Below are 25,945 nucleotides of genomic sequence, written 5' to 3' on the forward strand. Positions count from 1 at the left end.
CCCATAAGACGGAGACGCAGCCTTTTTTCCATTATAACCCTGCCAGGGAAGCGATTACATCCAATATTCCTTTCTTTTTAGTTAAAAAACAGGGCGGCGGCCAGTACCGCCACCTCGGCGAGACCAACTGGCAGCGCCCTGTCGAGCCGTTCATATTACTCCACGGCCGCCTGCTCCACCTGCCGCTTCGCCAGCGGTTTGCGGACGAACGCCAGAAAGATCAGCGCGGATACCGCAACAGATGCGGCGCAGACGCCGAATAGCGTATTGTACCCCGTGTACTGCGACACCCAGCCCAGCACGATGGAACCCAGGCCAATGCCGAGATCAAAGGCGGTCATGTACGAAGCGCTGGCCGCGCCCCGCCGCTCCGGATCGGCAAGCCGCAGGTTCACCGCCTGCATGGCCGGCTGGGCCGAGCCGAAGCCGATGCCGTACAGCACGGCGGCGGTGATGACGCCGGCAAGCCCGCCGGCGAAGGCAAGGACGAGCAGCCCCGCCGCCGTAACGGCCAGCGCCGGCACGATCACGTAAGCTTCGCCGAGCCGGTCGGCCAGCTTGCCGGCCACCGGCCGCGCCAGCGTCAGGGCCAGGGCGTAGACGAGAAAGAAGGTTCCGGCGTTCACCCGGACCGATTCGGCAAAGAGCGGCAGAAACGTCGTAATCCCGCCGTAGGCTGCCGACAGGAAAAACAGCGACGAGGTGACGGGGAGCACCGATTTTTCGAAAAAGACGATCTTCCGCCGTTCCGTTTGGACCTGAAACGGAATCCGGGTGAAAAAGACCAGGATGAAAGCAGCGGCGGACAGGCCGGTCGCGAGCAGGAACAAATGATGAAATGAGCCGCTCTGGTGCACCCAGGTCCCGAGCATCGGCCCGACCGCCATGGCGATCGTCATCGCCAGGCCGAACCAGCCCATGCCTTCCCCGCGGCGCTGGGCGGGAATGATATCGGTAACCGACGTGCTCACTGCTGTGGTAGAGAGCGCCCAGCTGGCTCCATGAAGAATGCGAAGTCCGAGAAGAACGGCGATCCCTCCAACCCAGTCATACAGGTACATGGACAATACGAAGAACAGCAATCCCCAAATCATAAAAGGCCTTCGGCCATAACGGTCGAGCAGCCCGCCGACGATGGGACGGAACAGGACGGCGCTCAGCGTGAACACGCCGGTCACGAGCCCGACTTGGGATTCGTCCCCGCCCATCTCCTTGATATAGAGCGGCATCGTCGGCAGCAGCAGGTAAAACCCGGTAAACAGCACCAGCATGCCGGCCGTGATTTGAATAAAAGACCTCGTCCAGAGCCTTTCCATGGATGAATTCCTCCCTAACCATGAATAAAGTGATTTCATGCGCTCCAAATCTTCTTGGATCATCGTGCTGGTTCAATCCTTGTGGCGATATCCTCGATCGTCATCTTTTACGACATTTCCATCAATCTTCCTCTGCCTGGATCCGCTCGATCTCAGCGGTGATCCAGGCTTCATCCGCCTCCCCCAGCCGCTTGCGGTAATCGAACATCCGGAGCAGCTGGTTCCGCTGCTTGGCGGGTTCCGGCCGTTGCGACTGCAGATACGCCTCAAACCGGGACACATACTCCCGGCTTCTTCGGATGATCTGCAGGTAATCCTCCAGACAGGCCAGGCGGACCTCCTTGGTCACATAGCCGAAATATACCATTTTGAACCGGAAGATCAGTGCAGCCTCCGCTTCCGGGTTCGGCTCAAGCGTCTCCTTCATTAGCTCATCAAAACGTTCCCGGCCGGCATCGGTAATCGCGTAAATTTTCCGGGTGCGCCCGCCCTTCGTCTCTTCTTCGATCCGCAAATGAATCCAGCCGGCCCCCGTCATCCGCGACAGAAGCGGGTACAGCGTGCCGGAACTGATCTTACGGCCAAGCCCCACCGCGTTGTTCAAGACGTCCTGGAGCATATACCCGTGCTTCTCGCCTGTCATCAATTCGCCCAGAACGAACAATTCGTACACCGTTCTCACCTCCGTTAAAATATGTCGTGTCGATATATATTATATGTCGGATCGACATAATTTCAAGCCTTTATTTTAAAAGGTTTTCCATTGCCTTTGCACATAGAACAAGACGCTTTAGCAAAGGATCCCATGTAAGGATTAGGTCTGAGAAACCGTGCAAAATCACGACACCCGGCCATCCCAATGCCGATAAACCAAAGGCTCCCAAGTCGTCCCCAGTCCCGGTCCTATGCATCTCCCGCCTGTTGACAGCGTTTCCAAAGCGATGACATAATGTTGTACAAAAATCCCGCCTAGGCGGGCGGAGGGAGTAGCCGTGCAGACTTGGAAGAGCCGTTTCAGGCATATGAAAATCAAGAACAAGCTGTCCATCCTGATCGCATTTATCGTTGCCATGACCTTTGCCTTTGCCCTGATCGTGCAGCAGTACGCGTTCTCGGTGTACGACGAGCAGCTGTACGTCAAGTCCTCCCGCGTGCTGTACCTGTCGTCTTCTGCGATCGAAAAAGAGCTCGAGCGCCTCGAGCAGCTGTCCTTCAACATCATCACCGACACGCAGATTCAGTCCCAGCTCAAATCCATCGCCACAAGCGACTCCGATTACGATCGCCTGACCCTGCGCAAGCACATGGTCGACCGGCTCCTCACCTATGTCGGGTCGGAGCCCTCCCTCTACTCGATCCACATGGTCGATGCGGCCGGGGCCCAGCAGGATGTCGGCAGCCTGGTTCCCATTCAGGCCGGAAAACGGGACGTAATCCTCAAGCTGGCGGACAACGCCGGGGGCCAGGCGCGCTGGACCTTCCCCGATGCGTCCGATCCGGCCCTGATCCTGGCCCGCCAAGTCCGTTCCTACTCGGGCACCATGTTCGACCTGCAGGATATCGGTACCATTTTCATGCGGATCAACCTGGAGCGGATCGTGCACGAGCTTGGCGCCGGGGAAGGCGATCTCATCGTGACCTCCGGGCCGGACGTGATTTATCCCTCGCAGCCGCATTTCGATCCCGCCCTCATCCAGACCTCCATCACTGCCGAGACCGGATATTTTATCAAGGAAATTCAGGGAAAGACGTATTTTGTCGCCTACAACCGTTCCTCCGCCACCGGGTGGACCTATCTGAACGTGACCCCGTTCAACCAAATTTTCAGGCAGATCGTCCTGATCAAGGAAATCGTTATCGGCGTCTTCATTCTGATTTTTGCCTTCGCCATTCTGTGGGGCATCCGCTTCTCCCGGGGGCTGACCCGTCCGATCGAGAATTTGATCGCCCGCATGAAGCTCGCGGAGAAGGGGAACTTCGCCGAAGCCAACATTCTTGCCGGCGACCAGGAGCCGCCCGCGATGGACGAACTCGGCCTGCTCCACCGGACGTTCCGCCTTATGGTTGAACGAATCAACGATCTGATCACCGAAAATTACGCCAGCCGCCTCCTGATCAAGGAGACCGAGTTCAAGGCGCTGCAGGCGCAGATCAACCCGCATTTTTTGTACAACACGCTGGAGTCCATCAATTGGATGGCCAAAATCAACAAGCAGACGCAAATTTCCCAAATGGTGCAGGCGCTCGCGTTTCTGCTCCGCAACTCGGTCAGCCTGAAGGAGCCGATCCTCACGCTGAAGGAGGAACTGGAGATGGTGCAGCATTACATCACGATCCAGAAATTCCGGTTTGAAGATCGCCTGTCCTTCCACATGGACGTTCCCGAACAGGAGCATTTCCGGAAAATTCCGAAGCTGACGCTCCAGCCCCTGCTCGAAAACGCAATTCATTATGCGCTGGAGCCTTCCGTCGGCACATGCACCATTTCTTTGACCAGCCGGGAAGAAGCGGACGCGTTTGTCCTCCTCGTCGAAGACGACGGCCCGGGCATGGCCTCAGATACGCTTGAGCTGCTGCGGGAAGGCAGGCTGACCACAGCGGGGAACGGCATCGGCCTGCTCAACATCGACGAACGGATCCGCTTTGCGTTCGGCGACAATTACGGGCTTTTCATCGACAGCGCCCGGGGTCAGGGGACCCGCATTCATATCAGGTTACCGAAAGAAATGGAGGGATCACAGCATGTATAAAGTGCTTTTGGTGGATGATGAACGCATCATATTGGACGGCATTTCGCAAATGGTCGACTGGCAGGACTTCGGGACAGAGCTGACCGGAACGGCCCAGAACGGATTGCTGGCTTACGACCTGATCGCAGCCGATCCGCCGGACATCGTTATCAGCGATATCCGGATGCCCGGACTCGACGGTCTAGGGCTCGTCGCCCAGACTTATGCCACCCACCCAAAGGTCAAATTTGTGCTGCTGTCCGGATTCGGGGAGTTTGAATACGCCAACCGGGCCATGCAGTACGGGGTCAAGCATTACCTGCTCAAGCCGACCGACGAGACCAAAATCGCCGAGGCGCTGAAGGAAGTGACGGCCGAGCTGGATCAGGAGCGTCGGCGGGAAGCTTTTACTCTGGACATGAAACGCCGTTTTGAGAAAGTCATCCCCCATGTCAAAGAACAGGTCCTCCGCGAGTTCGTCACCAATAAAACCTACGGACGGCGTGATCTCGAGGAATACCGCAGCCTGCTTCCCTGCGACTTCGGACGTCCCGTCCGGCTGCTGCTCTGCCATATTGAGGGCGAAGCCGATTACGAGCACCAGTTTGCCGTCAAAAATATTGCCGAGGATCTGCTGCAAACGACGCTGATGAGCACCACGCTGGGCGACCACGCACTGATCCTCATCTCAGGTCCTGAGGACCAGGAGCTGCTTCACAGCCGGCTGCAGGATATCCGCCGCACCTTCCGGCTGTATTACAAAATGAATGTGACCGTCGCCGTCAGCGATCCCGGTCCGATTACGTCCGCGCGAAAGCTGTACCGCGAAACGCTGCAGTGCCTGAACTACCGCTTCTATCTGGACGAGAGCGGGATCATTACGCGGAAGGACACGTTTGTGCCTGACGGCGGCGTCAGCGAGTTTGCCTTTGACGAAGAGCGCCTGATGCTGCCCGTGCGTTCGGGTGACCGCGAGGAGGCGGCGCTCGCTCTGGCCGAGTTCATCGCGGAGCTCAAACGGGCCCAGCTCGGCATCGAAATGACGAAGTCGTACGCGATTTCGATGTATGCCGCGCTGGTGCGCCTGGACGGACCGGAACGGATGGCGGAGGCCTACAGGCGGATCTCCGAGATCGCCGACATGGGCTCGCTGCAGGCGATTCAGTCGTTCCTCGAGGAGACGGTCCGGGACATGACCGAGCGTAATTACGAACGGAATGCGTTCAAATACAACGCCATCGTGCGGAAGGTGATCGACATCGTGGAGGAGCAGATCGGCAACGCCTCCCTGTCGCTGAACCTCGTCGCGCATGAAATGCTGTACATGAACGCCGACTATCTAGGCAAGCTGTTCAAAAAGGAGACCGGCGAGAAGTTTTCCAACTACGTCATGCGCGTCCGCATCCAGCGGGCGACCGAGCTGATGGCCGAAAGTCCCGACGCCAAAATATTCGAGATGGCCGAGCAGCTCGGCTTCGGCGACAACCCGCAGTATTTCAGCCAGGTGTTCAAAAAACAGATGGGCTGCACGCCGTCGGAATATATCCGGAAGCTGACCGGCGGCATCTCTGCTTTTTAAACAAACAGGTCGGTTTTTTTCCTTACCCTGATCGCCGCAAGCGTTGATAATTGGAAATGTAAGCAGTACCAGATAAAGCACGACAATATACCGTTAATCCTATGGGGGAGGAAATGACATGAGAAAAGCGTTAAGCGCCGTTCTTCTTTTTTCCTTGATCACCGGCCTGATCGGCTGTTCCACGGGGGGCAGCAGCGACAAATCGGCCAGCGGAGGCGACGCCGCGCCCGCGTCGACCGCATCGGCCGGCGAGAGCAAAGATCCGGTCAAGCTTCGCATCGCCTGGTGGGGCGGCCAATCCAGACATGATTATACCCTGAAAGTGATCGAAATGTACGAGAAGCAGCATCCAAACGTCACGATCGAGCCCGAGTACGCGCCGTTCGACGACTATTGGAAGAAGCTCGCGCCGCAAGCCGTCGCCGGCGGGCTGCCGGACATCATCCAGATGGACATTTCGTATTTGAGCCAGTACGCCAGCCGCAACCAGCTGGCCGACCTGAAGCCGTTTACCGACAGCGGTACGCTAAATGTCGCCGACGTCAGCGAGAACGCCCTGAAGGGCGGCGAGGTCGACGGCAAGCTCGTCGCCATGAACCTCGGGGTCAACGCCCTGCAGACGACCTTCGACGTCGAGACGATGAAGAAGAACGGCATTGACATCCCGTCCAAAGACTGGACCTGGGACGATATGGGCAAGCTTGGGGAGCAAGCCAAGGCAAAGGGCTTCCAGATCGGCGGATTCGCCTACCATCACGAGGTGTTCTTTCCGTATTACCTGAGAACGATCGGCCAGAAAATGTACAGCGACGACGGCAAAACGATCGGCTATGCCGACGACCAGGCCTTCATCGATTATTTCACGCGATATCAACAATGGTATGACAAGGGCTACATCCTCTCTCTCGACAAAGAAGCGCAGAAGAAGGGCGTCGCCGAAGAGGACGAAATCGTTCTCGGCCACTCCATCTCCGGCATCGGCTGGTCCAACCAGTTCCTGGCGGTGGCAAATCTGGTCAAGGACCGGCCGCTCGAGCTGAATCCGATGCCGGGTCCGGGCACGAAGGAAGGACTGTTTCTGAAGCCTTCCATGTACTTCTCTATCGCGGAATCGTCCAAGCAGAAGGAAGAGGCGGCCAAGTTCATCAGCTTCTTCATCAACGACATCGAAGCGAACAAGCTGATCAAGGGAGAGCGCGGCGTGCCGGTATCCTCCAAAGTGAAGGATGCGCTGAAGCCGATTCTGACCGAAAACGAAGCGAAAATCTTTGATTATGTTACCTGGGCCGAGTCGAACAGCAGCCCGGCTGACCCGCCGAACCCGATCGGATCGGTAGAAGTCGAGAAGCTGCTGCGGGATTTGAGCGAAAAGATTCTGTTCAAGAAAATTCCGATCGACCAGGCGGCGGCGGAATTCCGCAAAGAGGCCAATGCCATCCTGGCCCGCAGCCAGAAGTAACCGGGAGGGAATCCTCATACTGCCTGAAGGAGCCGGGCCCCGGTCGGGTTCGGCTCCTTCCCTTTTGGTTTAGGCGAAAGAACGCGCGTTCTAAACCCTCTTTTTCCGGTGGGAAAGCCGGGTTACTTTATCGGCACGGTGCTACTTTCGCTCACAATTCGGTACGTATCCAATTTTGTAAGCTTAGGGGTTGACGATAATGAAAAGGCTGCGGGATAACGAGCACCTCACCGGTTACGTGTTCACGTCTCCGTTCGTGCTGGGCTTTCTGATCTTTACGCTGTATCCGGTGCTGTCTTCGCTGTATTATTCCTTCACCGACTACAACCTGATGGAGGCGCCGAACTGGCTCGGCCTGGACAACTACAAGCGGATGTTCATGGAAGACGACAAAATCGGCAAATCGTTTCAGGTCACCTTTACGTATGTGCTGGCCAGCGTGCCGCTCCGTCTGATCTTTGCCCTGTTCGTCGCCATGATCCTGAACGTGGCCACGAAAGCGGTCGGCCTGTACCGTTCGGCCTTCTACCTGCCTTCCCTGATCGGAGGCAGCGTCGCGGTGTCGATCATGTGGCAGCAGATCTTCGGGGATCAGGGGCTGGTGAATTCCTTCCTGAACCTGATCGGCATCCATGCCTCGACCTCATGGATCGGCAATCCGAGCACCGCGCTGTGGACCTTGATCGCCCTGTCCACGTGGCAGTTCGGCTCGTCGATGATCATTTTCCTGGCAGGGCTGAAAAATATACCGAAGGACTACTATGAAGCAGCGGGTGTGGACGGGGCCAATGCCGTCCGGCGGTTCTTCAACATCACGCTGCCGATGCTGAGCCCGATCATCCTGTTTAACCTGACGCTGCAGACGATCTCGGCATTTATGACATTTACCCCGGCCTACATTATTTCCCGCGGGGAAGGCGGCCCGCTCGACCAGACGCTGCTCTATTCGCTGTACCTGTACCGCAAGGCGTTCTCGCATTTTGAGATGGGCTACGCCTCGGCGCTTGCCTGGGTAATGCTGCTCATCGTCGGGTTCCTGACCCTGCTCATCTTCAAATCCTCGACCCGCTGGGTTCACTACGAGACGAAGGGAGACTAACGGCCATGACCATGTCCACACCCAAGCGCGTTTTGTACCATGTGCTGGTCGGCATCTTCGCCCTGTTCATGATCTATCCGATTCTGTGGCTGGCGGCGAGCTCCCTGAAGCCGAACGACGAAATTTTCTCGACCGCCTACAGCCTCATTCCGAGCCGGCTGGAATTCGCCAACTACGTTTCGGGCTTCAAGGGATTCGGCGGGACGACGTTTTCGACCTTCTTCAAAAATTCGTTTATCATCGTCGTTCTGTCGACGATCGGCGCCGTCGCCTCGTCGGCTCTCGTAGCCTTCGGCCTGGCGCGGACGAAATTTTTCGGCCAGAAGTTCTGGTTCGCCGCCATGATGGCCACCATGATGCTGCCTCAGGACGTCGTCATCGTGCCGCAGTACGTCATGTTCGCCAAGTTCGGCTGGCTCTCGTCCTTTAAGCCGCTCATCGTCCCGCATTTCTTCGGCACGCCGTTCTTTATTTTCCTGATCATGCAGTTTATCCGCACCATTCCGGGCGAGCTGGACGAAGCGGCGAAAATCGACGGCTGCAGCAAATACGGCGTGTTCTACCGGGTGGTCCTGCCGCTCATCGGACCGGCCTTGATCACCAGCGCGATTTTCTCTTTTTACTGGAGATGGGACGACTTCATCAACCCGCTCATCTATTTGAACAGCCCGGATAAATTTCCGGTATCCCTTGCGCTGAAGCTGTTCCTCGACGGCGAATCGCTGAACAACTGGGGCGGTATGTTCGCTATGGCCACACTGTCGCTTCTGCCGGTCGTGATTGTGTTTTTCATTTTCCAAAAATACATCGTCGAAGGTATCAGCACCACCGGTCTGAAAGGATAACTACAGAGTCTTCCATAAACCAGACGTCCACCTTGCTCAGTATAAAAGAAAGACCGGATTCCTTAAGCAAGGATATCCGGTCTTTTTCATGCTGCCGCGCATACCTCATACAGAACTGAGCGTCATTCCACAGACCGGCCACCCTTCTCCCTTAGAAGCACCCGGCGGAATCACAAAGGGAATTCCCCATTTTTTGGACAACCCGACACTGGGGAATGGCAAATGATAAGAAAAACGGCAGGTCAGCTGTAAGCCGAATCCCTGCCGTCTTTGTTGCGCTTACGTTCCTTGTAACGAAAAGCGGAAGCTGCGCATTCATCATGTTGTTGTATGGTATGAAGTGCCTCTGCCGAGGCCTGCCGTTTACTTTTTCTCAAACAGACCGAGACGGTTGTTGGGCCGGCCGTTCAACCGGATCCCGTCGCCCTTCTTGCCGTTCTTGCTCTCGGAACCGTTCAGGCGGTCTGTCAATTCGTTAAACCAGGCCTCGTCATAGGTGGCCAGTGCCATGTCAATCAGGCTTTCGACGTTATTCTTATCTGCAAGCGGGTTGACCGGCAGCGATCTCAGCCAGGATTCGCGCACACCGATCACGCGTCCGACCGCTTCCTCGTTGTCGGACTGAACGACGCGTACTCTCGCGATGCCCTTATGAGCGTCCACCATCTCAATGTATCCGTGAATAAACTCACCGTCTACCGTCTTTCCTTGGACCCAATCGCTAACTTCGAATCTCATCATTCCACCGCCTATCTTTAAGTATATACAAACTGTAACCAGAAAAATCACAAAATGAATATACTGTAATGATACTAAACACAGTTGGGAATGTCAAATCCGCGAACGACCATTTCGCAAACGTCTCATTTCATGGAATGAGAAAGCCACCTGCCGCCACCTTACCCATCTATAGTGTATGCAGTTAGCGGGCGATGGGTGTCTTTCCAATAGCCCACTTTCATTATTCTATTTGCCATGCGAACTTCCCTACGGGAAGATAGGGGTTTGCTAATGGTTCTCACTTCTTGGCTTATTCTTCAGTGTAGCCTCCCTTTTTTTTCGGTATACTTGCTGTAAAGAAGGCGTAACCTAAAAAAACCACAATGCTCCTCCACATCGTGACTTTGACAAAGGCCGGTGGGCGACCACGGCGTGATTTTCCAAACCGATGAAAAACCACCGGATAGTTAGGCTCCCAACCTATTCCCGGTGGTTTTTCTTGTTTTGCCGTGATTGCTTCAAGGCGTTAACCAAAGTGTTCAAGCCCGTAAAAATGCCGACCAGCTTCAGTCCTCCGTCCAAAAACTTCAGGAACAATTCAAGAATAGACACGGCGCCACCCCCTGTCGGGTTGGCTTCGCCATATCTTCCCACCGGTTACTTTGTCCTCTTGATCACACCATATTTTCCCTGACGGTTTTACCAGTTTATTCAGTTCCGTGACCTCCAGATCATTTGAGTCCGGACGTCCCTGTAATTGCATACGGCAGTGGTTAAACGAAGGGCTTTGTTTTGTAATATAATGTAAGTACCTTAATGAACGAATCAGGGTGGTGATGATTTGAAAGGTCTGATTAGAGCATATAAGGTGTTCATTGCCGTGTTTGCCGTCATCGTGGTTGCTGCCGTTGTGATTGGAACAAGGGGGCTGAATGATCAGGAAAGCCATACGTATGTGCTGCCGGCCGGGTACACAGGATGGGTAGCGGTCATTTACAATCAAAAGGGTTATCCCGAGCTCCCGAAAGAGGGAGATGCCATTGTAAACCACATTCCGACTAACGGAGTTTTAAAGACGTCAAGCGAACCGACAGCCGGCGGGATGACATTTTATTATGCAGATGATCAAGGTCAACGAACTGAGTTGGGGATGGGAATGATTCAGGGCCAGCACATCGGCACGGATACGATCCAGCATCCGGACGGTACGAAAGAAGAAAAAACGATCAATGCGTTTTACGTCGGCACCGAGCAGCAGTATTACGCTCATTTCAAGGAGCAGCCATGATAGATCCATCTTAAAACCACACTGCTGTGATCCTCCAATCATCCATCACTAAGAGCAGCTGTCGCGCCCTGTCCACTAAGCCCCTACATCAGCTCCTTCTTTTATGGAAAATACAAATGACCCACAGGAGGGTCACTGGCAAAGTGTCCTTCCTGTGGGTCACAGATCATCTGCGGTCAACGCATAAAACGCCTAAACTCCATGTTAATGAGACGAGCTTACCTTATTTCTATGGTCCACCCCGCTCTGCTTTGTTCTGCTTTTCGGGCGTCCATGGGGATTTCCATTTACATTCCCTTTGGACTTGGCATTCGCATTTCCCTTCGAATGGCCTCCCTCATCACGCTTCAAGCTGCTGTTCGCGTTCCGATCGGGTTTGCGGGCAGCACTCACCGCCGCCTTAGGGGCACGGTCTTGCTTCGGCTTGCCCCGCTGCTGCCCATCGTCCGTCCGCCCTTTGCGGGCATCTCCAGCCTGCGGCTTGCGGGAATGGCTTGCTTGCGTCTTACCCTGCCGGTTTGCCGCGGAATTCCCCAGTGGGCGATTTACCGCTGCCGCCTGGGGCTCCATCGGATAGTCATGCCCCTTCACTTCGGGAATAGCCTTGCCGATCAGCTTTTCGATGTCCTTCAGGTACGGCAGCTCGTCCGCTTCGCAGAAAGAGATTGCAGACCCGCTCATCCCCGCCCGGCCTGTGCGGCCAATGCGGTGAACGTACGTCTCGGGGATATTCGGCAGATTAAAGTTAATGACATACGGAAGCTCGTCAATATCAATGCCTCTGGCGGCAATGTCGGTCGCCACCAAAATGCGCGTCGTCCCGTTTTTGAAATGGTTCAGGGCATTCTGCCGGCTGTTTTGCGATTTGTCGCCATGGATCGCCTCCGCCGTAATATTCGCCTTCTTCAGGGCGCGAGCCACCCGGTCAGCTCCCCGCTTGGTGCGGGTGAATACCAGGGCCGACTCGATCGAAGGATCCTGCAGCAGCTGGTTGAGCATCTGCAGTTTGCTTCCTGCCGCCAGCAAATAAACCGACTGCTCGATCCGTTCGGCGGTTGAGGAGACCGGCGTCACTTCCACTTTTACCGGATTGACGAGCAGCGTCTGAATCAAGCCGTTGATTTCCGGAGGCATCGTCGCCGAAAAGAACAGCGTCTGCTTCCGCTTCGGCAGGACGGCGATGATCCGCTTCACATCATGGATAAAGCCCATATCCAGCATCCGGTCAGCCTCATCCAGTACCAGCATTTGAATATGCTGCAAATCGATGTGCTTCTGATGGATGAGGTCGATGAGCCGGCCCGGCGTGGCAATCACGATATCCGCACCCTGCTGCAGCGCCCGCTCCTGCGGTTTTTGCGGTACGCCGCCGACAATGACCACCGCACGCAAGCCGGTAAACTGGCTGTACGCCTTCACGTTATCCATAATCTGAATGGCCAGCTCTCTCGTCGGCGTCAAAATGAGCGCGCGGACTCTGCGGCCCGCCCCGGGTTTGCGTGGCTCCCGGCTCAAGAGCTGAATGATGGGCAGGGAAAATGCGGCGGTCTTGCCGGTTCCCGTCTGGGCGCAGCCCAGCAGATCCCGTCCGGCCAGCACGGCGGGAATGGATTGTGCCTGAATCGGCGTTGGTTCGGTATAGTTCTGTTTGGCCAGCGCTTTTAAAATCATCGGGTCAAGCTTCAAATCTTTAAAGTTCATATATGCTCCTTTTACTTTCAAACTTATATTCTTCAATCACGAAGCCTGCGTACTTTTCATCCTAGTCTCCACAAGCCGTTCTTTTACGTCGTAATATATAACGATACCACACATGGACATAAAAAAAGAAGGGGAATCTTTCTCCACTTCCTTAAAAATGATTCAATTATGGACTACAACGGCAATATTTATAGACCAGGTACTGCGTTATGAAAGCTGAGAGCGGATCAAGGGGAATCACGGCGTAACGATAAATCGAATCGGATGATGGCAAAAGAGACCGGCAGGGTCAGCTTACCAAGCTGTTCCCCGCCGGTCTTCTTGTTGTTGGATCAGTAACTCGTTGGATCGTAAATTACCGGATCTTTACCTCCATTTATTTCCCCGCCTGCCCCAGCTTGGTCAGGACGTTGTACAAGATCTGGGCCGTTTCGGCCCGGGTGGCCTGAGCCCCCTCCACCGTTGCCTGGACCACCACCGCCGGGGTTATTGCCTCCACCGTTGCCCGGATTCCCACCGCCTGGGTTGTTTCCCCCGCCGTTGCCTGGATCACCACCGCCGTGGTTATTTCCTCCACCGTTGCCCGGGTTTCCACCGCCTGGGTTGTCTCCTCCGCCGTTGCCTGGATCACCTCCGCCAGGGTTATTGCCTCCGCCGTCGCCCGGATCACCACCGCCGGAGTTATCTCCCCCACCAGGCTGCTCCGGAGCTTGAACGGTAAGTTCATACTCGGCCGACAGCGATCCGTAAACGGCCGATATCACCGTCTTCCCTTCGGCTAGCGCAGTCACTACGCCCTGATCGTTCACCGAAGCGACGTCCTCCCGGCTGCTGCTGAAAGTTACACCGTCCAGCACCTGGATGCGCGTGCCGTCTGCATAGACCGCCTCCGTAACGGTCCGATCGGTCTCCCCTTCCTTCAGCACCTCTTTGCCCTTCAGCGACAACGATTCCGGTTCACTTTCCGGTGCCGGATTCACGGTGACGATGGTCTCCCCGAACAGATCCGGTTTCACCGTGCTAGCCGCCCGGATAACGGCCGTTCCCGTACCTGTCGCCGTCACCGTGCCTTCCCGCGATACCGTCACCACTTCGCCGCCCTCACCGGTCGGCTCGGCGCTGTAGACGGCCCAGGTGACGCTCGGGTCCGCTCCATCCGGCTTCACCTTGGCGGTCAGCCGCCGGGTTTCGCCGACAGCCAGCTTCACGTCCTGCGGCTCGATTTCGACCGATTCCGGAGCCGGAGCCTCGGTCTGCTTCGACAGCGTGAACTCGTCGACGGTTCGTCCGCCGACTGTCTTGGTCACAAAGTGCAGGCTGTCGCCGTCCACCTCGACCGAAGCGTACATTTGCGTCGCTTCGTCGTCGGTGATCCGCTGCCAGTCCCGTTTGGTCAGCGAGTAAAATTTCGGTCCGGTCGAGCCGGCCACGACATAGGTCGTTCCCTGCCCGTCCGGGACAATCTCGTTGTTCATCATCGGGAAGGTCCGCAGATAAATATGATCATGCCCGTTCAGGACGAGATCGACCCGATGCTGCTCAAGCACCGGCGCCCACAGCCGCCGGACGTCGGCCGTATCGTAAATGCTGCCGTACGGGCCGCGGTGGAAGATGGCGATTTTCCATTTTTGATCCGTCTTGGAGAGGTCTTGGTCGAGCCACTCCTTCTGCTCCTCGTACTGGTATTCGCTGTTCAGGACGACAAAATGAATGTCCTTGTAATCAAAGGAAAAATTGCTCCCCGCCAGGCTTGGCAGACCGTTGCCCGGCTGGTTAAAATGGGCCAGGAAATCGTTGTTTTCCTTCGTTCCCATGACCTCATGGTTGCCGATCGCGCCGACCAGCGTTGTGTTCAAGAACGCCTCCTGCGCTTCGCTGAACCACCACTTCCATTCCTGCTCGTTGAAGCCTTTGTCGACCATGTCGCCGACATGGACCATAAACTCGGCATCCGGCGAATCTTCCACCGCCTTCTTTACCGTGTTGCCCCACAGCTTGAACCCTGCCAGATCTCCCGCCTGGGAGTCGGCGAAATACAGGAACTTGGTATGCTCGCCATCAGTCTCAGCTGTCTTGAACGTGCCCTGCGGGCTGTAAAGACCGCTTCCGTCGCCGACGCGGTACACGTATTCGGTGCCCGGCTCAAGGCCGCTCACCGTTGCCTTATGCACCCGGACCGCGCCCAGATCGAGCGTCTGGTACAGATAGCTTGTTCCTTCCGTTTTTACCGTATTCGGCTGGTCAAATCCGGTGAAATCCGCTTTTTTCACCACTTCTACCACGGTCTGCTCCACGGCTAGGCTCGTATGCCAGATGAATCCGCGGGATGCGGCCGGATCCTCGCCCATGCCGACGTTGATGTTGTACGGCGTTTCGGTGCCCGACAGCGGCGACACCTTAAACTCCGCCACCTGACTGTACTGGTCTCCCTTCATCGCCTGCACCTGATATGTCTTGACCTCAGCCGTCAGCTGCTTGGTGCTCAGTTCGCCCTGTGCATCAGTCGTTCCGATCGAACTGCCGTCCGCGGTGATCTGCGCACCTTCCACCGGCTCCCCCGACTCGTCCTTGACCGCAAAGACCGTTTCGTACCCCTGAATGTTGCCGTTCTCGTTCCAGGACAGCGACAGGGCGCTCTTGATATTGGACTTCAGCGGCAGCCCGAAGAAGGGATACACCACGCTGCCTGTGCCGGCAAAAGTCACGTTACCGGACTCGAACCGAATTTCATTCGTTCCGGCGGCGTCCTTTTTCACGTCAAAGCTCATTTGTCCGATCAGATCGCTGTCGGTCAGTCCCGCTTGGTCCAACTGGCTGAAAGTCAGCGCCGCCGTGCCGTCCTCGCCGATGACCGCGCTTGCCTGGGCCGCGTCCAGCTTGCCGCCCGGAATAAACTGGAGATTCTCCACCTTACTCAGGTCAAAAGCAAGCCGGAGCTGTCCTCCCTGCAAGCCGGAGGCCTTCACGCCCTTGATGTCGACCGTGTAGGTACGGCCCCCGTAAAGTTCCTTCGGCGCATCGTAGGTCAGTTTAGAACCGCCCGTGTCCACATTGAACGTCCACGCCTCGGCCATCCGATTGCCGGCCAGGTCCGTCACCGATACTTTGGCCTGATGCAGTCCGTCCACCAGCGGCGTCGCCGGGGTGTAATAAATCCGGCCTTCCGGCGGATACAGCGTGTGCTGCACGCGCTGGCCGTCCAGGTCGAACCGGATCGAGTCCGGATCGATCAGCGTCGTGCCCGGATGCTGCGCCGGATCGTATCCCGCGTCTTCGCCGTACACCTTGATCACCGGCTGGCTGCTGCGGATCGTCTCCCCGTCCGCCGGCGAGAAGTCCTTCAGGATCGGCGGCTCCATATCGTCCTGATTCGGACCGTACAAGGCCCGGATCTGATCGACGTAGATCGCCCCGGCATCCTTCTTGGCGGATGAAGTTTCCATGTAGCGCACCGGCATGTCCATGGTCAGCGGGAGCGTCCGCCCTTTGGGCACTTCCGCCTCCAGGTACTTCCATCCGGTCCAGTCGATGCCGATATTCTGGTCGGTAAAATCGAGCGGTATCGCTCCCTTGCTGTCGCGCAGCTGCGCACGCAGCCAGTGGGTTTTGCCGTCCCCGTATACCCACATGCTGATCTTCTCGGGATATCCCGGAATTTGAATGGCCTCCGCCTGCGTTTCGCTCTGCAGATAGGCGCCCGAAGTTCCCGGCGTCCCGGTAAAGTCATACTCCAGCTTCAGCGAACCGCTCCCGAAACGGACCAAATCTTCATTCGTCTCGATGCTTACCTTTGACGTCTTGAACTGCGCGCCGGCCGACGGCAAGTACTTGTCCAAGCCGTTTTCGAAATCCTCCAGCACGACCGGAGGCTGGCCGATGGTCACATCCATCTGAGCTTCCACCCCCTTGTAGCTCACCACAATTTTGCCGCTCAGCTCGTTGCCTTCCGCCGCGGTAAACACGCCGGCTTCGTCGATCGAGCCGATCGGCCCTTCGATGCTCCAAGTCAGCAGGCGGTTGTCAACCTGCACCGCCTGGCCGTCGCGGAGTGCCGTCACCTTCAGCGTCTCCGACTGGCCCGGCGGGAAGCTGCGCAGCTGATCGCCAAATTTCAGCTCGGTCAGCGTGTCGACCACCTCAACTTTGCCGGCTCCGCTTACGCCGCCGGACGTGACGGAAATATCCGCCAGACCGGGCGTGGAACCCGCCGTAAAGACGCCGCTGCCGTCGATCGTTCCGATCTCCGGGCTGACGCTCCACTCCGGCGTGCCGTCCATCGCGGCCGGATGCAGGTTGGCATCGACGCCGGCCGCCTTAAAGGCCGCCGTCGAGCCGGCCAGCACCCTGGCCAGCTGCGGCTTCACGACCAGCTTGTCCACCGGCCCTTCCGCCGCCTTGTTCACAAGCAGCAGCCCATTGGCTGTCTTGCGCTCTCCGCCGTCCGAGGGGGAGTTCAGCAGCGTACGGCTGGTGTCGCCCGGCATGCGGGCGATAAATGTCGAAGAGCCGCCGCCGTCCAGGTTGATAGCGTTCACGACGCCCATTTCCTCCATGATCTGCCCCAGCTCAGCCAGCGTCACGCCTTCGCTGAAGCCCGGCTGGCGCCCGTCGATTTCCAGCATAACGACGGAGCCGTCCGCTTTCGTACCGATCGCCGTGCGCGGATGGGCCGCCGGGTCGCTGTTCGGCTGCGCCGCCCCGTCCTTGACGAGCAGCGCGGACCCGCCGATGGCCATCGTCACGCCGCTCCAGGCCGGATCGAGGCTGAAGGAGACCGACGCCGTATCCCCTGCCTTGAGGCCGGCAAGCACCGCGCGCTGGCTGCCGGAAGCCGACAGGATGACCTGCCCCGGGGCCGTCGGCGTGCTGCCTTTGTCCTTATGGACGTCGGCTACCTTCAGCTCCAGCGTTTCCCCGCTCTTGACCTCTCCCTTCACGACGTCAAGGACGACTTCGTCTCCCAAATCGTTGGTCATGGTCGAGCCGTAGAAGTCGGGCGTGTACAGAACAAGATCGTTATTGCCCCGCGTCCGGTTGATGGACGTCAGCTCGGTCTCCTGTCCGCCGATCTCCAGCGTCCGCGCCAGCTTCGGGCTCGGCCCGTACATCGTTGCGCCGTCCTCCTTGATGCCAAAAGCGTACCAGTCATTGGGCGGACTCGTCCGTATTTTTCCGCTGCCCATGAAGAAACCAAGCGGGACGCCGGAAGACATATCATAAAAGTCCCCGTTGATCCCGGCGATCACCCGATTCCCCGCTTTGTCGACATCCGCAGCCATTTGGCTGACCGGCTGCATGCCGTATACTTTTCCGTCCGTCATGCCGGGCTCAAGCGCCAGAGCCGGATTGGACGGATCGAACTCCACCATGTGCAGCTTCTCCAGCCCGCGGTCCAGCTTCATGTCCCTCCAGGTATAGAGCGCGCCCGGCCCGATCTGGACCTGCCGCTCATCGACGATGCTTCCGGCTGCCGCAGCCTGTGCCCCGGCTTCCTCCGCCAGCACAGGCCGTCCGCCGGGCAGAGCCAGGGTCAGCACCAGCGTGCCGGCCAGCAGCGAAGCCCACAGGCTCCTCGTTCGTTTTCTTATCATTCCATCCTTGCCTCCCATTCGATCTGACAGAATTCGCGTCCTTCATAGAACGCCTCGACAGCAAAGTATAGCGATGGCGTGTTAATCCATCTCCCCTCTCTTCGTAAAATTTTGTCAATTTTGTGTAAAATAAAGTTATATATTCAATAACAATATAAAATTTTATTTCATAGTTGGATAGGAGCTTTGTAACTAAGATCGGGACAAAACCAGAGGTTTGAAGCCCTGTTTTAGCAGCATCATTCGACATGGAAGGTGAATGCGGCAGATGTGGCGCACCCCGAATAAAAAGAAAGCCCCTGCGCAAAAGCGCAAGAGCAGCCCGTTTTTTACATAACATGATATATCATATGACAAAATCAGCTTATTCCTCTTCGGGCAATACTGAAAGACCAAGCCCGGTATCCGCATTTGTTCGCTATATGTTAAGGCTATACGTGATTAGCTGAAGCGAGCCCTCCCCTTCGGCCTGGATAAGTTGGCCAGATCCCATTTCAGCATCGATTCCGCTTTTGATTCACGCTGCTGACATGACTAACGCCGAACCGCTTGATTCAGCCTCTTCCCCATTCACCTCATATGATATGCGAACCCAATCCATAAATAATATAACAACAGTTACAAAAAAACTTAATTTAGTATATTGACAGTATACTGTTATGTCATTATATTGAGAAATGTAAGCGGTTTATTTTTGTGATACTTGCTCTAAAGATGCAGATGAAATTGAAAGAAAGGAGAAAAAAAAGGGGGCCGGAGTGCAGTCAGGACAGACCGATATCCGCGGATCACCTGCATTCCGAATGCAGTACACCATACTTTACTTTTACGCACGGCGCCGGGAAATAACGTACGCGCACCGTTCCTGTCCGGATGCTGAATGAGGGAGGTATATGAAAAATGACGGTAAGCAAAAAGAAGCTTCGCGGCTGGGCCAAAGGCTATCTGTTTATTCTGCCTTCCATTATTGGCTTCAGCGTGTTTGTCGCCTATCCGCTGTTGTCGTCCATTTATTACGCCTTAACGGAATGGAGCGGCTACGATAAGCCCCGTTTTGTCGGCTTCGACAACTTTAAATACATGTTCACGGAGGACCCGGCCTTTTGGCCTTCGGTCCGGGCGACGCTGTATTTTGTCATCATGAGCGTTCCTTTATCGCTGATTCTGGGCCTTTTGCTGGCCATGCTGCTGAATAAAAGCCTGCCCGGCATCAAATGGTTCCGCACGATTTATTACCTGCCGACCGTCGTGCCGTCCATCGCGACACTCACGCTGTGGCTGTTTATCTATCAGCCCCAGTACGGACTCGCCAACTCGCTGCTCAGGCTGCTCGGACTGCCCGAAGGCACCTGGCTGACGAGCGAAACGACCGCGCTTCCCTCCATCGTGCTGATCGGCCTGTGGCAGGTCGGATCCGGCGTCATTATTTTCTTGAGCGGTCTGCAGTCTGTTCCCCAGGAGCTGTACGAGGCGGCCGAAGTCGACGGAGCCGTCCGCTGGCGGATGGCCCTGCACATTACGATTCCCATGATTACGCCCATCCTGTTCCTTCAGCTCATACTCGGCATCATCGGCGCCTTCCAGGCCTTCAACCAGGTACAGGTTCTGACCGGCGGCGGCCCGAACTTCTCCACATCCCTGCTCAACTTCAAAATTTATAACGACGCCTTTAACGGCCGCATGTTCGGCTATTCGATCGCGGAGGTCTGGGTGCTGTTCGTCATCATCATGATCTTCACCGCGCTGACTTACCGGTATTCGAACCGGTTCGTGTATTACGAAAGCGATAATTCGAAATAAGGAGGCTCTCTGCTGATGGTGATGCAAACGGAAGTACGGACGACGCACAAACCCAGACGGAAATTCAGCATCCTGGACACCATCCGGTTTATCATCCTGACCATCGGTGCCATCGCCATGCTGTTTCCGCTGCTGTGGATGGTGACCATTGCCCTGAAGGGCAACAACGACGTGTTTAAAATTCCGCCCGAGTGGTTTCCCCGGGAGCTGCACTGGTCCAACTTCGTAACCGGAACGCGGGAGATCAACTTCTGGCAGACGTTTGGCAACTCGATGTTCATCGCAGTGGTGTGCACGATCGGCCAGGTCGCCAGCTCCGTGCTGGTCGGCTACGGGCTTGCCCGATTAAGCTTTCCCGGCCGGAAGCTCTGGTTCTCGCTGTTCGTGGGCAGTCTGATGCTGCCGGGCTTTGTCGGCATGATCCCGCTCTTTAACCTCTACACGAGCCTGGGCTGGTACGACTCCTGGCTGCCGATCATCGTGCCTGCTTTTTTCGGGAACGCCACATTTTCATTCCTGTACGTCCAGTACTTGAAGACGATCTCCGTTTCCTTTGACGAGGCGGCCAAAATCGACGGCGCTTCGGACTTCTACATTCTGATGAAGGTGCTCGTACCCATGACAACGCCGGTCATCATGACGATGGTCATCTTCTCCTTCCAGGGAGCATGGAACCAGTACCTCGAGCCGCTGATTTATATTATCGATCCGAGCAAATGGACGCTGTCCCTGGCGATGGCTTCCTACAAAGGCACCTATGCGACCGCATGGAACCTCTTTATGGCCGCGGATCTCATCTACATTCTGCCGATGCTGCTCATCTTTTTCTTCGGCCAGAAGTTCTTCATGCAGGGGCTTGGCTCCGTCAACTCCGCTTCATTAAAATAACTCGGCCGCCCCGGGCGGATGGGAGGTGGTGCCTGCCAGCGGTGAAATGCAAGGAAATGATATATCAGGTACAGGCGTCATTATGTATTCGAAATGAGATATCAGGGAGGTCTTTCTATGACAAAGGGTGCAAAAAAGTGGTTTAGCGGCATGCTCACGTTACTCCTGTTCTCCAGCCTGCTCGCCGCGTGCGGCGGGGGCGGATCATCCGATTCCGCCGGTTCGGCGGGCACGTCCGATTCGGGTGGCACGTCCGGTTCGGAATCGTCCGGCAAGAAGGTCGAAGTGACGATGATCACCTGGGAATCGAAGGAAATGAACGATAAAATCATGGCGTCCATGAAGCAGTTTGAGCAGGAAAACCCAGACATCACGGTGAAACTCATCCCTACCCCGCTCGACAATTACGGCGTGAAGATTAACGGCATGCTGACCGCCAAGAAGGCCCCGGACATTTTTATGACAGGCAACGATATGCTGCTCGACAACGCGTCCAAGGGACTGTTGTACGACTGGACCGCCCAGGCGGATCAGGACAAGGAGTTTATGGACGGCTTCTACAAAGGCGTCGTGGACAGCTGGCATTATGACGGCAAGCTCGTCGGTCTGCCCGGCCTGCTGAATACGTATGGCATTTTCTATAATAAAAAAGCGTTCCAGGACGCCGGTCTGACCGAGCCGAAAATCGGCTGGACCTATAACGACCTGTTCACGGCGATGGAGAAGCTGTCCAGCAAGCAGGGCGGCGTGCAGCAGTTCGGCTACTACGCTCCGCTCGATCCGTACTATGTTTCGCTGTATTCGGTCTCCTCGGGGGCAGCTCCGTTCGCCGATTCCATCCTCAATCCGACCAAAGTGGAAATCAGCGACAAGTTCGTGGAAGGCGTGGAGAAATACAAAGCCGCAATTGCAAACGGTTACATGAATCCGCCGACCTTTGATTTGACCAACGTCATGAGCTCCTTTAAGCAGGGCAAGGTGCCGATGACGCTTCAAGGCCAATGGGTTGCGGACGATTTGATCCGCACGGCGCCGAAGGATCTGCAGTGGGGCTTCGTGCCGATGCCGGTCGTGAACACCCAATCCGAAATTTACGACGCCGTGGGCTGGTGCAGCCCGACTACGGTCAAAAATCCGGAAGCCGTCTGGAAAGTGCTGAAATTCCTGGATTCCAAAATGTACGAAGAAGTGCTGCCGCAAACCCCGGTCGCGCCGGCAGCGTACCAAGCGTCCTCTTCCGCATACTTTGAAGCGCTGAAGACGGCCGGCCATGCCGACGTCGGCGAAGGTATCGACCACATTCTGAAATCGACGGATACGCAGCCGGTCCGCTTCCTCTCGTCCTGGGCGGGCAAAGCCAATCCGTTCGTCGAAGCTTCCTGGAAGAACGTCCTGATGGGCAAGGCGCCGATCAGCGAGCTGAACACGATGGCAGATAAGATCAACAAGGTCATTTCGGAAGCCAAGTAACAAGTCACGGGATTAACGGTACCCCGCCCTTCAGGCACTTGTACTCCTGCAAAACTCCTGCCCTTTATTTGTATCCGAACGCCGGATGCAGGCGGGGACCGTTCATATAATCCATCGTTGCATCGTTCTACAACCACCATAAAGGAGGAGACTTTAATGACGAAGAGCAAACGCCGGATGACCCGGCTGTTGAGCGTGCCGCTGGCGGCCGCCCTCACCCTCGGCTCCGTTACGCTCTGGGGACCGGGCACAACCTATGCGTTCAGCGCCGGGGACGGTGACGCGGCCATCGAGGCGTTTAACGCCAAGTTCTGGGATCCGGCGGCCGGCATGTTCTGGAAGAACACCGACCGCAAGGATCACCAGGATTTCTGGGTGGAAGCCGAGCTGTGGGAATTGGTGATGGACTCGTATCTCCATACGTCGGATCCCGAGCTGAAAGGTCAGCTGCGCAAGCAGATCGACGACCTGTATAACGGCACGGTGGCCAAATACGGCAGCGACTGGACGAACAACCATTTCAACGACGACATTATGTGGTGGGCGATGGGCAGTGCGCGGGCGTATGAAATTACCGGCGACCAGAAGTATTTGGACGCGGCGAAGTACCATTTTGACTGGGTATTCAATACGCAGTGGGACGAAGACTTCGCCGGCGGCGGCATCTGGTGGCTGAACAGCGAGCATAACACCAAAAATGCCTGCATCAACTTCCCGGCAGCTGAAGCGGCGGTCTACCTTTACAACATCACCAAAGATCAACATTATCTGGACGCCGCCAAGCAAATTTTCAAATGGGGCAAAACGATGCTGACCGACGGCAACGGCAAAGTGTTCGACCGGATCGAAACGGAAAAAGGGCCGATTCCGGACGCCACGCACTACAATCAGGGTACATACATCGGCGCGGCGGTAGGCTTGTACCGTATTACCGGGGACACCTCCTATCTGGACGAAGCGGTCAAGGCGGCGGCGTTCACCAAAGACCATTTGGTCGATAACGGCGGCGTGCTGAACTACGAAGGACCGAACCACGACCTGAAGGGCGGCAAAACGATCCTGCTCCGCAACCTGTCCTTCCTGCAAAAGGCGCTGGACGAGCGGACCGAAAGCAAGTACAAGGACTTTGGCACGCAGTTTGACGCGTGGGTTTCTTTTAATGCCGAGCTTGCCTGGACCCACCGCAATGCCGAGAACATCGTCGATGGCAACTGGGCGGGCCAGCTGCTCTCCGGCACGTATGAGTCCTGGGCGTCCGCGGCAGCCGTGGAGGCGCTGAATACGCTGGAGCCGCAGGATGCCGAAATTCAATACCCGGAAAAAGACCCGTACGGCAAAATCGAAGCCGAGCGCTACAACATCGGCCAAGGATTTGTCCTGGAAGGCGCACTGGAAGGAACGCTGCAGCTGGGCGGCATCGAAGCCGGCGACTTTGCGGCTTTTAAAAACGTAGACTTCGGCACCGCCGGCGCCAAAGGCTTCATCGCGAGAGCGGCCAGCGGAACCGGCGGCGGCAACATCGAAGTCCGCCTGGATTCGCTTGACGGGCCGAAAGCCGGAACGCTGAACGTCGAAGGCACCGGAGGGTGGAACAACTATATCGACGCGGTCACCGTGCTCAAGGATGACCAGGGCAATCCGGTTACCATAACCGGCACGCATGACGTCTATCTCGTGTTCACCAAAACGAACGACCAATACCTGTTTAACTTGAACTGGTTTAAATTCACCACCGGGGACCCGACGCGCACCGACGCTTACGCCAAGCTGAAAGGCGTTAACTATGACAGCAGCGAAGGCCTGAGCAAGGCGCAGGGCGGTTTCCTCGACGCGATCCACAACAACGCCTATGCCTCCTATAAAGGCATCGATTTCGGCTCCGGCGCGGCCGGCATAACGGTCCATGTCGCCAGCGGCAATCAGGGCGGATCGATCGAGGTAAAGCTGGATTCCCTGAACGGCCCTACCGCAGGCGTAGTGGAGATTCCAGCTCTCGGCGGATGGGATAACTGGGTGGACATCATGGCCAACCTTGACGATAAGCTCGCGGTGGGCGTGCATGACGTGTACCTCATTTTCCACGGAAAAGACGGCAGCGACTTCCCATGCAACCTGGATTGGTTCACCTTTACGACGATGAAGGGCACGGCGAGAGATGCTTATACCAAGCTGGAAGCTGAAAACCGGACGAACGGCGTCGGCTTCGGCACCGAAAGCGGCGGCGGCCAGACCTATCTGGCCGGTATCTTCGGCCCGAACAACGGGTACGCCATGTACAACTACGTTGACTTCGGCGACACGAGCCCGACGAAGTTCCATGTCAACGCAGCCAGCGACACGAGCGGCGGCACCGTCGAAGTGCGCATCGACAGCCTGAACGGTCCGGTCATCGCCAGCAACAAGGTTACCGGAACGGGCGGCTGGCAAAACTTCAAAGTGTTCTCGACCGATGTGACGACGCCGGTCACCGGCAAACATATCGTGTTCCTGCTCTTTAAAGGTTCGGACTATCTGTACAATCTCGACAAGTTCACCTTTGGCGACCCGTCCGTCTTTACGGCACCTAATCCGCCGACGGAACCGGTGGAAGACCATGTGCCGCCGGGTGACGTGGAGAACGTGCTCGTCAGCCGGGGTGACGGCCAGCTGACCCTGACCTGGGACGGCCCATACGATTTGGACGCGGACAACATCCGGGTCACCGTGACGAGCGGCGGACAGCAGGTCGGTGATGTGCTGGAAGTGAATCGCGGCATTCAAAAGGCCGTCATCCCGGGCATCGAGGACGGCAAGGACTACAGTATCCTGCTCCAGGCCGTGGATAAATCGGGCAACGTGTCCAAGGGCATCACGGTGGACAGCAAGATTGAACCGGCCTACGCCCTGACGGTGAACGGTACGGCCGTGAAGGACGGCGATACGCTGGACGACAGCGGGGTGCTGTCCTTCCAGGCCGGCGGCGGCCTCGCCGCAGGCGGTTCAGCGGTGCTGACGTTGGCCGGTAAGGAATACAAGGTCGATGCGCAGCAGCCTGGCGTCGAGGTGGCCCTGGCCGGCAAGCTGGGCGACCAGACAGTCACCGTCGACGTGTACGGCGGCTCGGGCGAGCCGGCCCGGACGACGCTGCAGCTGCATGTGACGACCGGCCCGGCCTCCATCCAGCAGCTGATCGACCGCTACAGCGCCGCCGGCGATCTGGGCGGCGGGCTCGTGCCGCAGCTGACCAATGCGCTGAAGCAGGCGCAGCACCAATGGGACGGCGGCAAGCCTGACCAGGCCGTGAAGCACCTGCAGGATTTCCTGAAGCATCTGGACAACAAGGGCCAGAGCGGCAATGTCAAAGATGACGCCAAAGCAGTGCTGACCGCGGATGTGAACGCGCTGATCGCCCAGTGGCAGGGCGCGGGAAAGTGATTTTCGCGTAGGTCTGGCGTGATAGTAAACGAGGGGCTGCCCTTTC

Annotated in this window: 16 protein-coding genes; 10 read left to right on the plus strand and 6 right to left on the minus strand. The window is 56.8% G+C overall.

The features are described from left to right. Positions 1 to 155 precede the first annotated feature (155 nt). Positions 156 to 1,316, minus strand: a complete 1,161-nt coding sequence (locus FHS19_RS28610) for an MFS transporter (RefSeq protein ID WP_183585592.1) — start codon at positions 1,314 to 1,316, stop codon at positions 156 to 158. 121 nt (positions 1,317 to 1,437) lie between these two features. Further along, positions 1,438 to 1,989 carry a PadR family transcriptional regulator gene (locus FHS19_RS28615; RefSeq protein ID WP_183585594.1) on the minus strand — a complete coding sequence of 184 codons (552 nt, stop codon included), beginning with the start codon at positions 1,987 to 1,989 and terminating at the stop codon, positions 1,438 to 1,440. A gap of 319 nt (positions 1,990 to 2,308) precedes the next feature. Between FHS19_RS28615 and FHS19_RS28620 the strand changes: the two genes are divergently transcribed. The 5 genes from FHS19_RS28620 to FHS19_RS28640 all read left to right on the plus strand — a co-directional run bounded on the left by FHS19_RS28620 (position 2,309) and on the right by FHS19_RS28640 (position 9,027). Continuing rightward, entirely contained in the window at positions 2,309 to 4,066 is a 1,758-nt protein-coding gene (locus FHS19_RS28620) for a cache domain-containing sensor histidine kinase (RefSeq protein ID WP_183585596.1), read from the plus strand. Then, on the plus strand, positions 4,059 to 5,624 hold the full coding sequence (locus tag FHS19_RS28625) for a response regulator (protein WP_183585598.1): 1,566 nt from the start codon (positions 4,059 to 4,061) through the stop codon (positions 5,622 to 5,624). Before FHS19_RS28620 ends, FHS19_RS28625 begins: the two co-directional genes overlap by 8 nt. 118 nt (positions 5,625 to 5,742) lie before the next feature. Continuing rightward, positions 5,743 to 7,083 carry an ABC transporter substrate-binding protein gene (locus FHS19_RS28630; RefSeq protein ID WP_183585600.1) on the plus strand — a complete coding sequence of 447 codons (1,341 nt, stop codon included), beginning with the start codon at positions 5,743 to 5,745 and terminating at the stop codon, positions 7,081 to 7,083. A 199-nt stretch (positions 7,084 to 7,282) separates the two neighbouring features. After that, positions 7,283 to 8,182 carry a carbohydrate ABC transporter permease gene (locus FHS19_RS28635; RefSeq protein WP_094597237.1) on the plus strand — a complete coding sequence of 300 codons (900 nt, stop codon included), beginning with the start codon at positions 7,283 to 7,285 and terminating at the stop codon, positions 8,180 to 8,182. A gap of 5 nt (positions 8,183 to 8,187) precedes the next feature. Then, complete coding sequence (locus FHS19_RS28640) at positions 8,188 to 9,027, plus strand: carbohydrate ABC transporter permease (RefSeq protein WP_376771989.1); 840 nt, start codon at positions 8,188 to 8,190, stop codon at positions 9,025 to 9,027. Positions 9,028 to 9,390: 363 nt separating this feature from the next. On the opposite strand, the gene FHS19_RS28645 is transcribed toward FHS19_RS28640, so the two are convergent. Further along, complete coding sequence (locus FHS19_RS28645; protein WP_183585602.1) at positions 9,391 to 9,768, minus strand: hypothetical protein; 378 nt, start codon at positions 9,766 to 9,768, stop codon at positions 9,391 to 9,393. A gap of 459 nt (positions 9,769 to 10,227) precedes the next feature. Continuing rightward, positions 10,228 to 10,359: a hypothetical protein gene (locus tag FHS19_RS35405; protein WP_281382601.1), complete on the minus strand. Its 132-nt coding sequence runs from the start codon at positions 10,357 to 10,359 to the stop codon at positions 10,228 to 10,230. A 229-nt stretch (positions 10,360 to 10,588) separates the two neighbouring features. Between FHS19_RS35405 and FHS19_RS28650 the strand changes: the two genes are divergently transcribed. Further along, positions 10,589 to 11,035: a DUF6843 domain-containing protein gene (locus FHS19_RS28650; RefSeq protein ID WP_183585604.1), complete on the plus strand. Its 447-nt coding sequence runs from the start codon at positions 10,589 to 10,591 to the stop codon at positions 11,033 to 11,035. A gap of 204 nt (positions 11,036 to 11,239) precedes the next feature. On the opposite strand, the gene FHS19_RS28655 is transcribed toward FHS19_RS28650, so the two are convergent. Together FHS19_RS28655 and FHS19_RS28660 are read right to left on the minus strand one after the other, a co-directional pair. Beyond that, positions 11,240 to 12,736 carry a DEAD/DEAH box helicase gene (locus FHS19_RS28655; RefSeq protein WP_183585606.1) on the minus strand — a complete coding sequence of 499 codons (1,497 nt, stop codon included), beginning with the start codon at positions 12,734 to 12,736 and terminating at the stop codon, positions 11,240 to 11,242. Positions 12,737 to 13,068: 332 nt separating this feature from the next. Continuing rightward, positions 13,069 to 18,327 carry a phosphodiester glycosidase family protein gene (locus FHS19_RS28660; protein ID WP_183585613.1) on the minus strand — a complete coding sequence of 1,753 codons (5,259 nt, stop codon included), beginning with the start codon at positions 18,325 to 18,327 and terminating at the stop codon, positions 13,069 to 13,071. A 900-nt stretch (positions 18,328 to 19,227) separates the two neighbouring features. Here FHS19_RS28660 and FHS19_RS28665 point away from each other — a divergent pair. From FHS19_RS28665 to FHS19_RS28680, 4 genes are all read left to right on the plus strand, one after another. Further along, on the plus strand, positions 19,228 to 20,127 hold the full coding sequence (locus FHS19_RS28665; RefSeq protein WP_076173809.1) for a carbohydrate ABC transporter permease: 900 nt from the start codon (positions 19,228 to 19,230) through the stop codon (positions 20,125 to 20,127). A gap of 15 nt (positions 20,128 to 20,142) precedes the next feature. After that, a complete protein-coding gene (locus FHS19_RS28670) occupies positions 20,143 to 21,015 on the plus strand; it encodes a carbohydrate ABC transporter permease (protein WP_183585615.1) in 873 nt (290 codons plus the stop codon). A gap of 117 nt (positions 21,016 to 21,132) precedes the next feature. Then, positions 21,133 to 22,485, plus strand: coding sequence for an ABC transporter substrate-binding protein (locus FHS19_RS28675; RefSeq protein ID WP_183585617.1), 1,353 nt, complete (start codon positions 21,133 to 21,135; stop codon positions 22,483 to 22,485). Positions 22,486 to 22,641: 156 nt separating this feature from the next. Beyond that, positions 22,642 to 25,899: a carbohydrate-binding protein gene (locus FHS19_RS28680; protein WP_183585619.1), complete on the plus strand. Its 3,258-nt coding sequence runs from the start codon at positions 22,642 to 22,644 to the stop codon at positions 25,897 to 25,899. The last annotated feature ends 46 nt before the right edge of the window (positions 25,900 to 25,945 follow it).

This window comes from Paenibacillus rhizosphaerae, from assembly GCF_014192015.1.
Classification (GTDB): domain Bacteria; phylum Bacillota; class Bacilli; order Paenibacillales; family Paenibacillaceae; genus Paenibacillus_AQ; species Paenibacillus_AQ rhizosphaerae.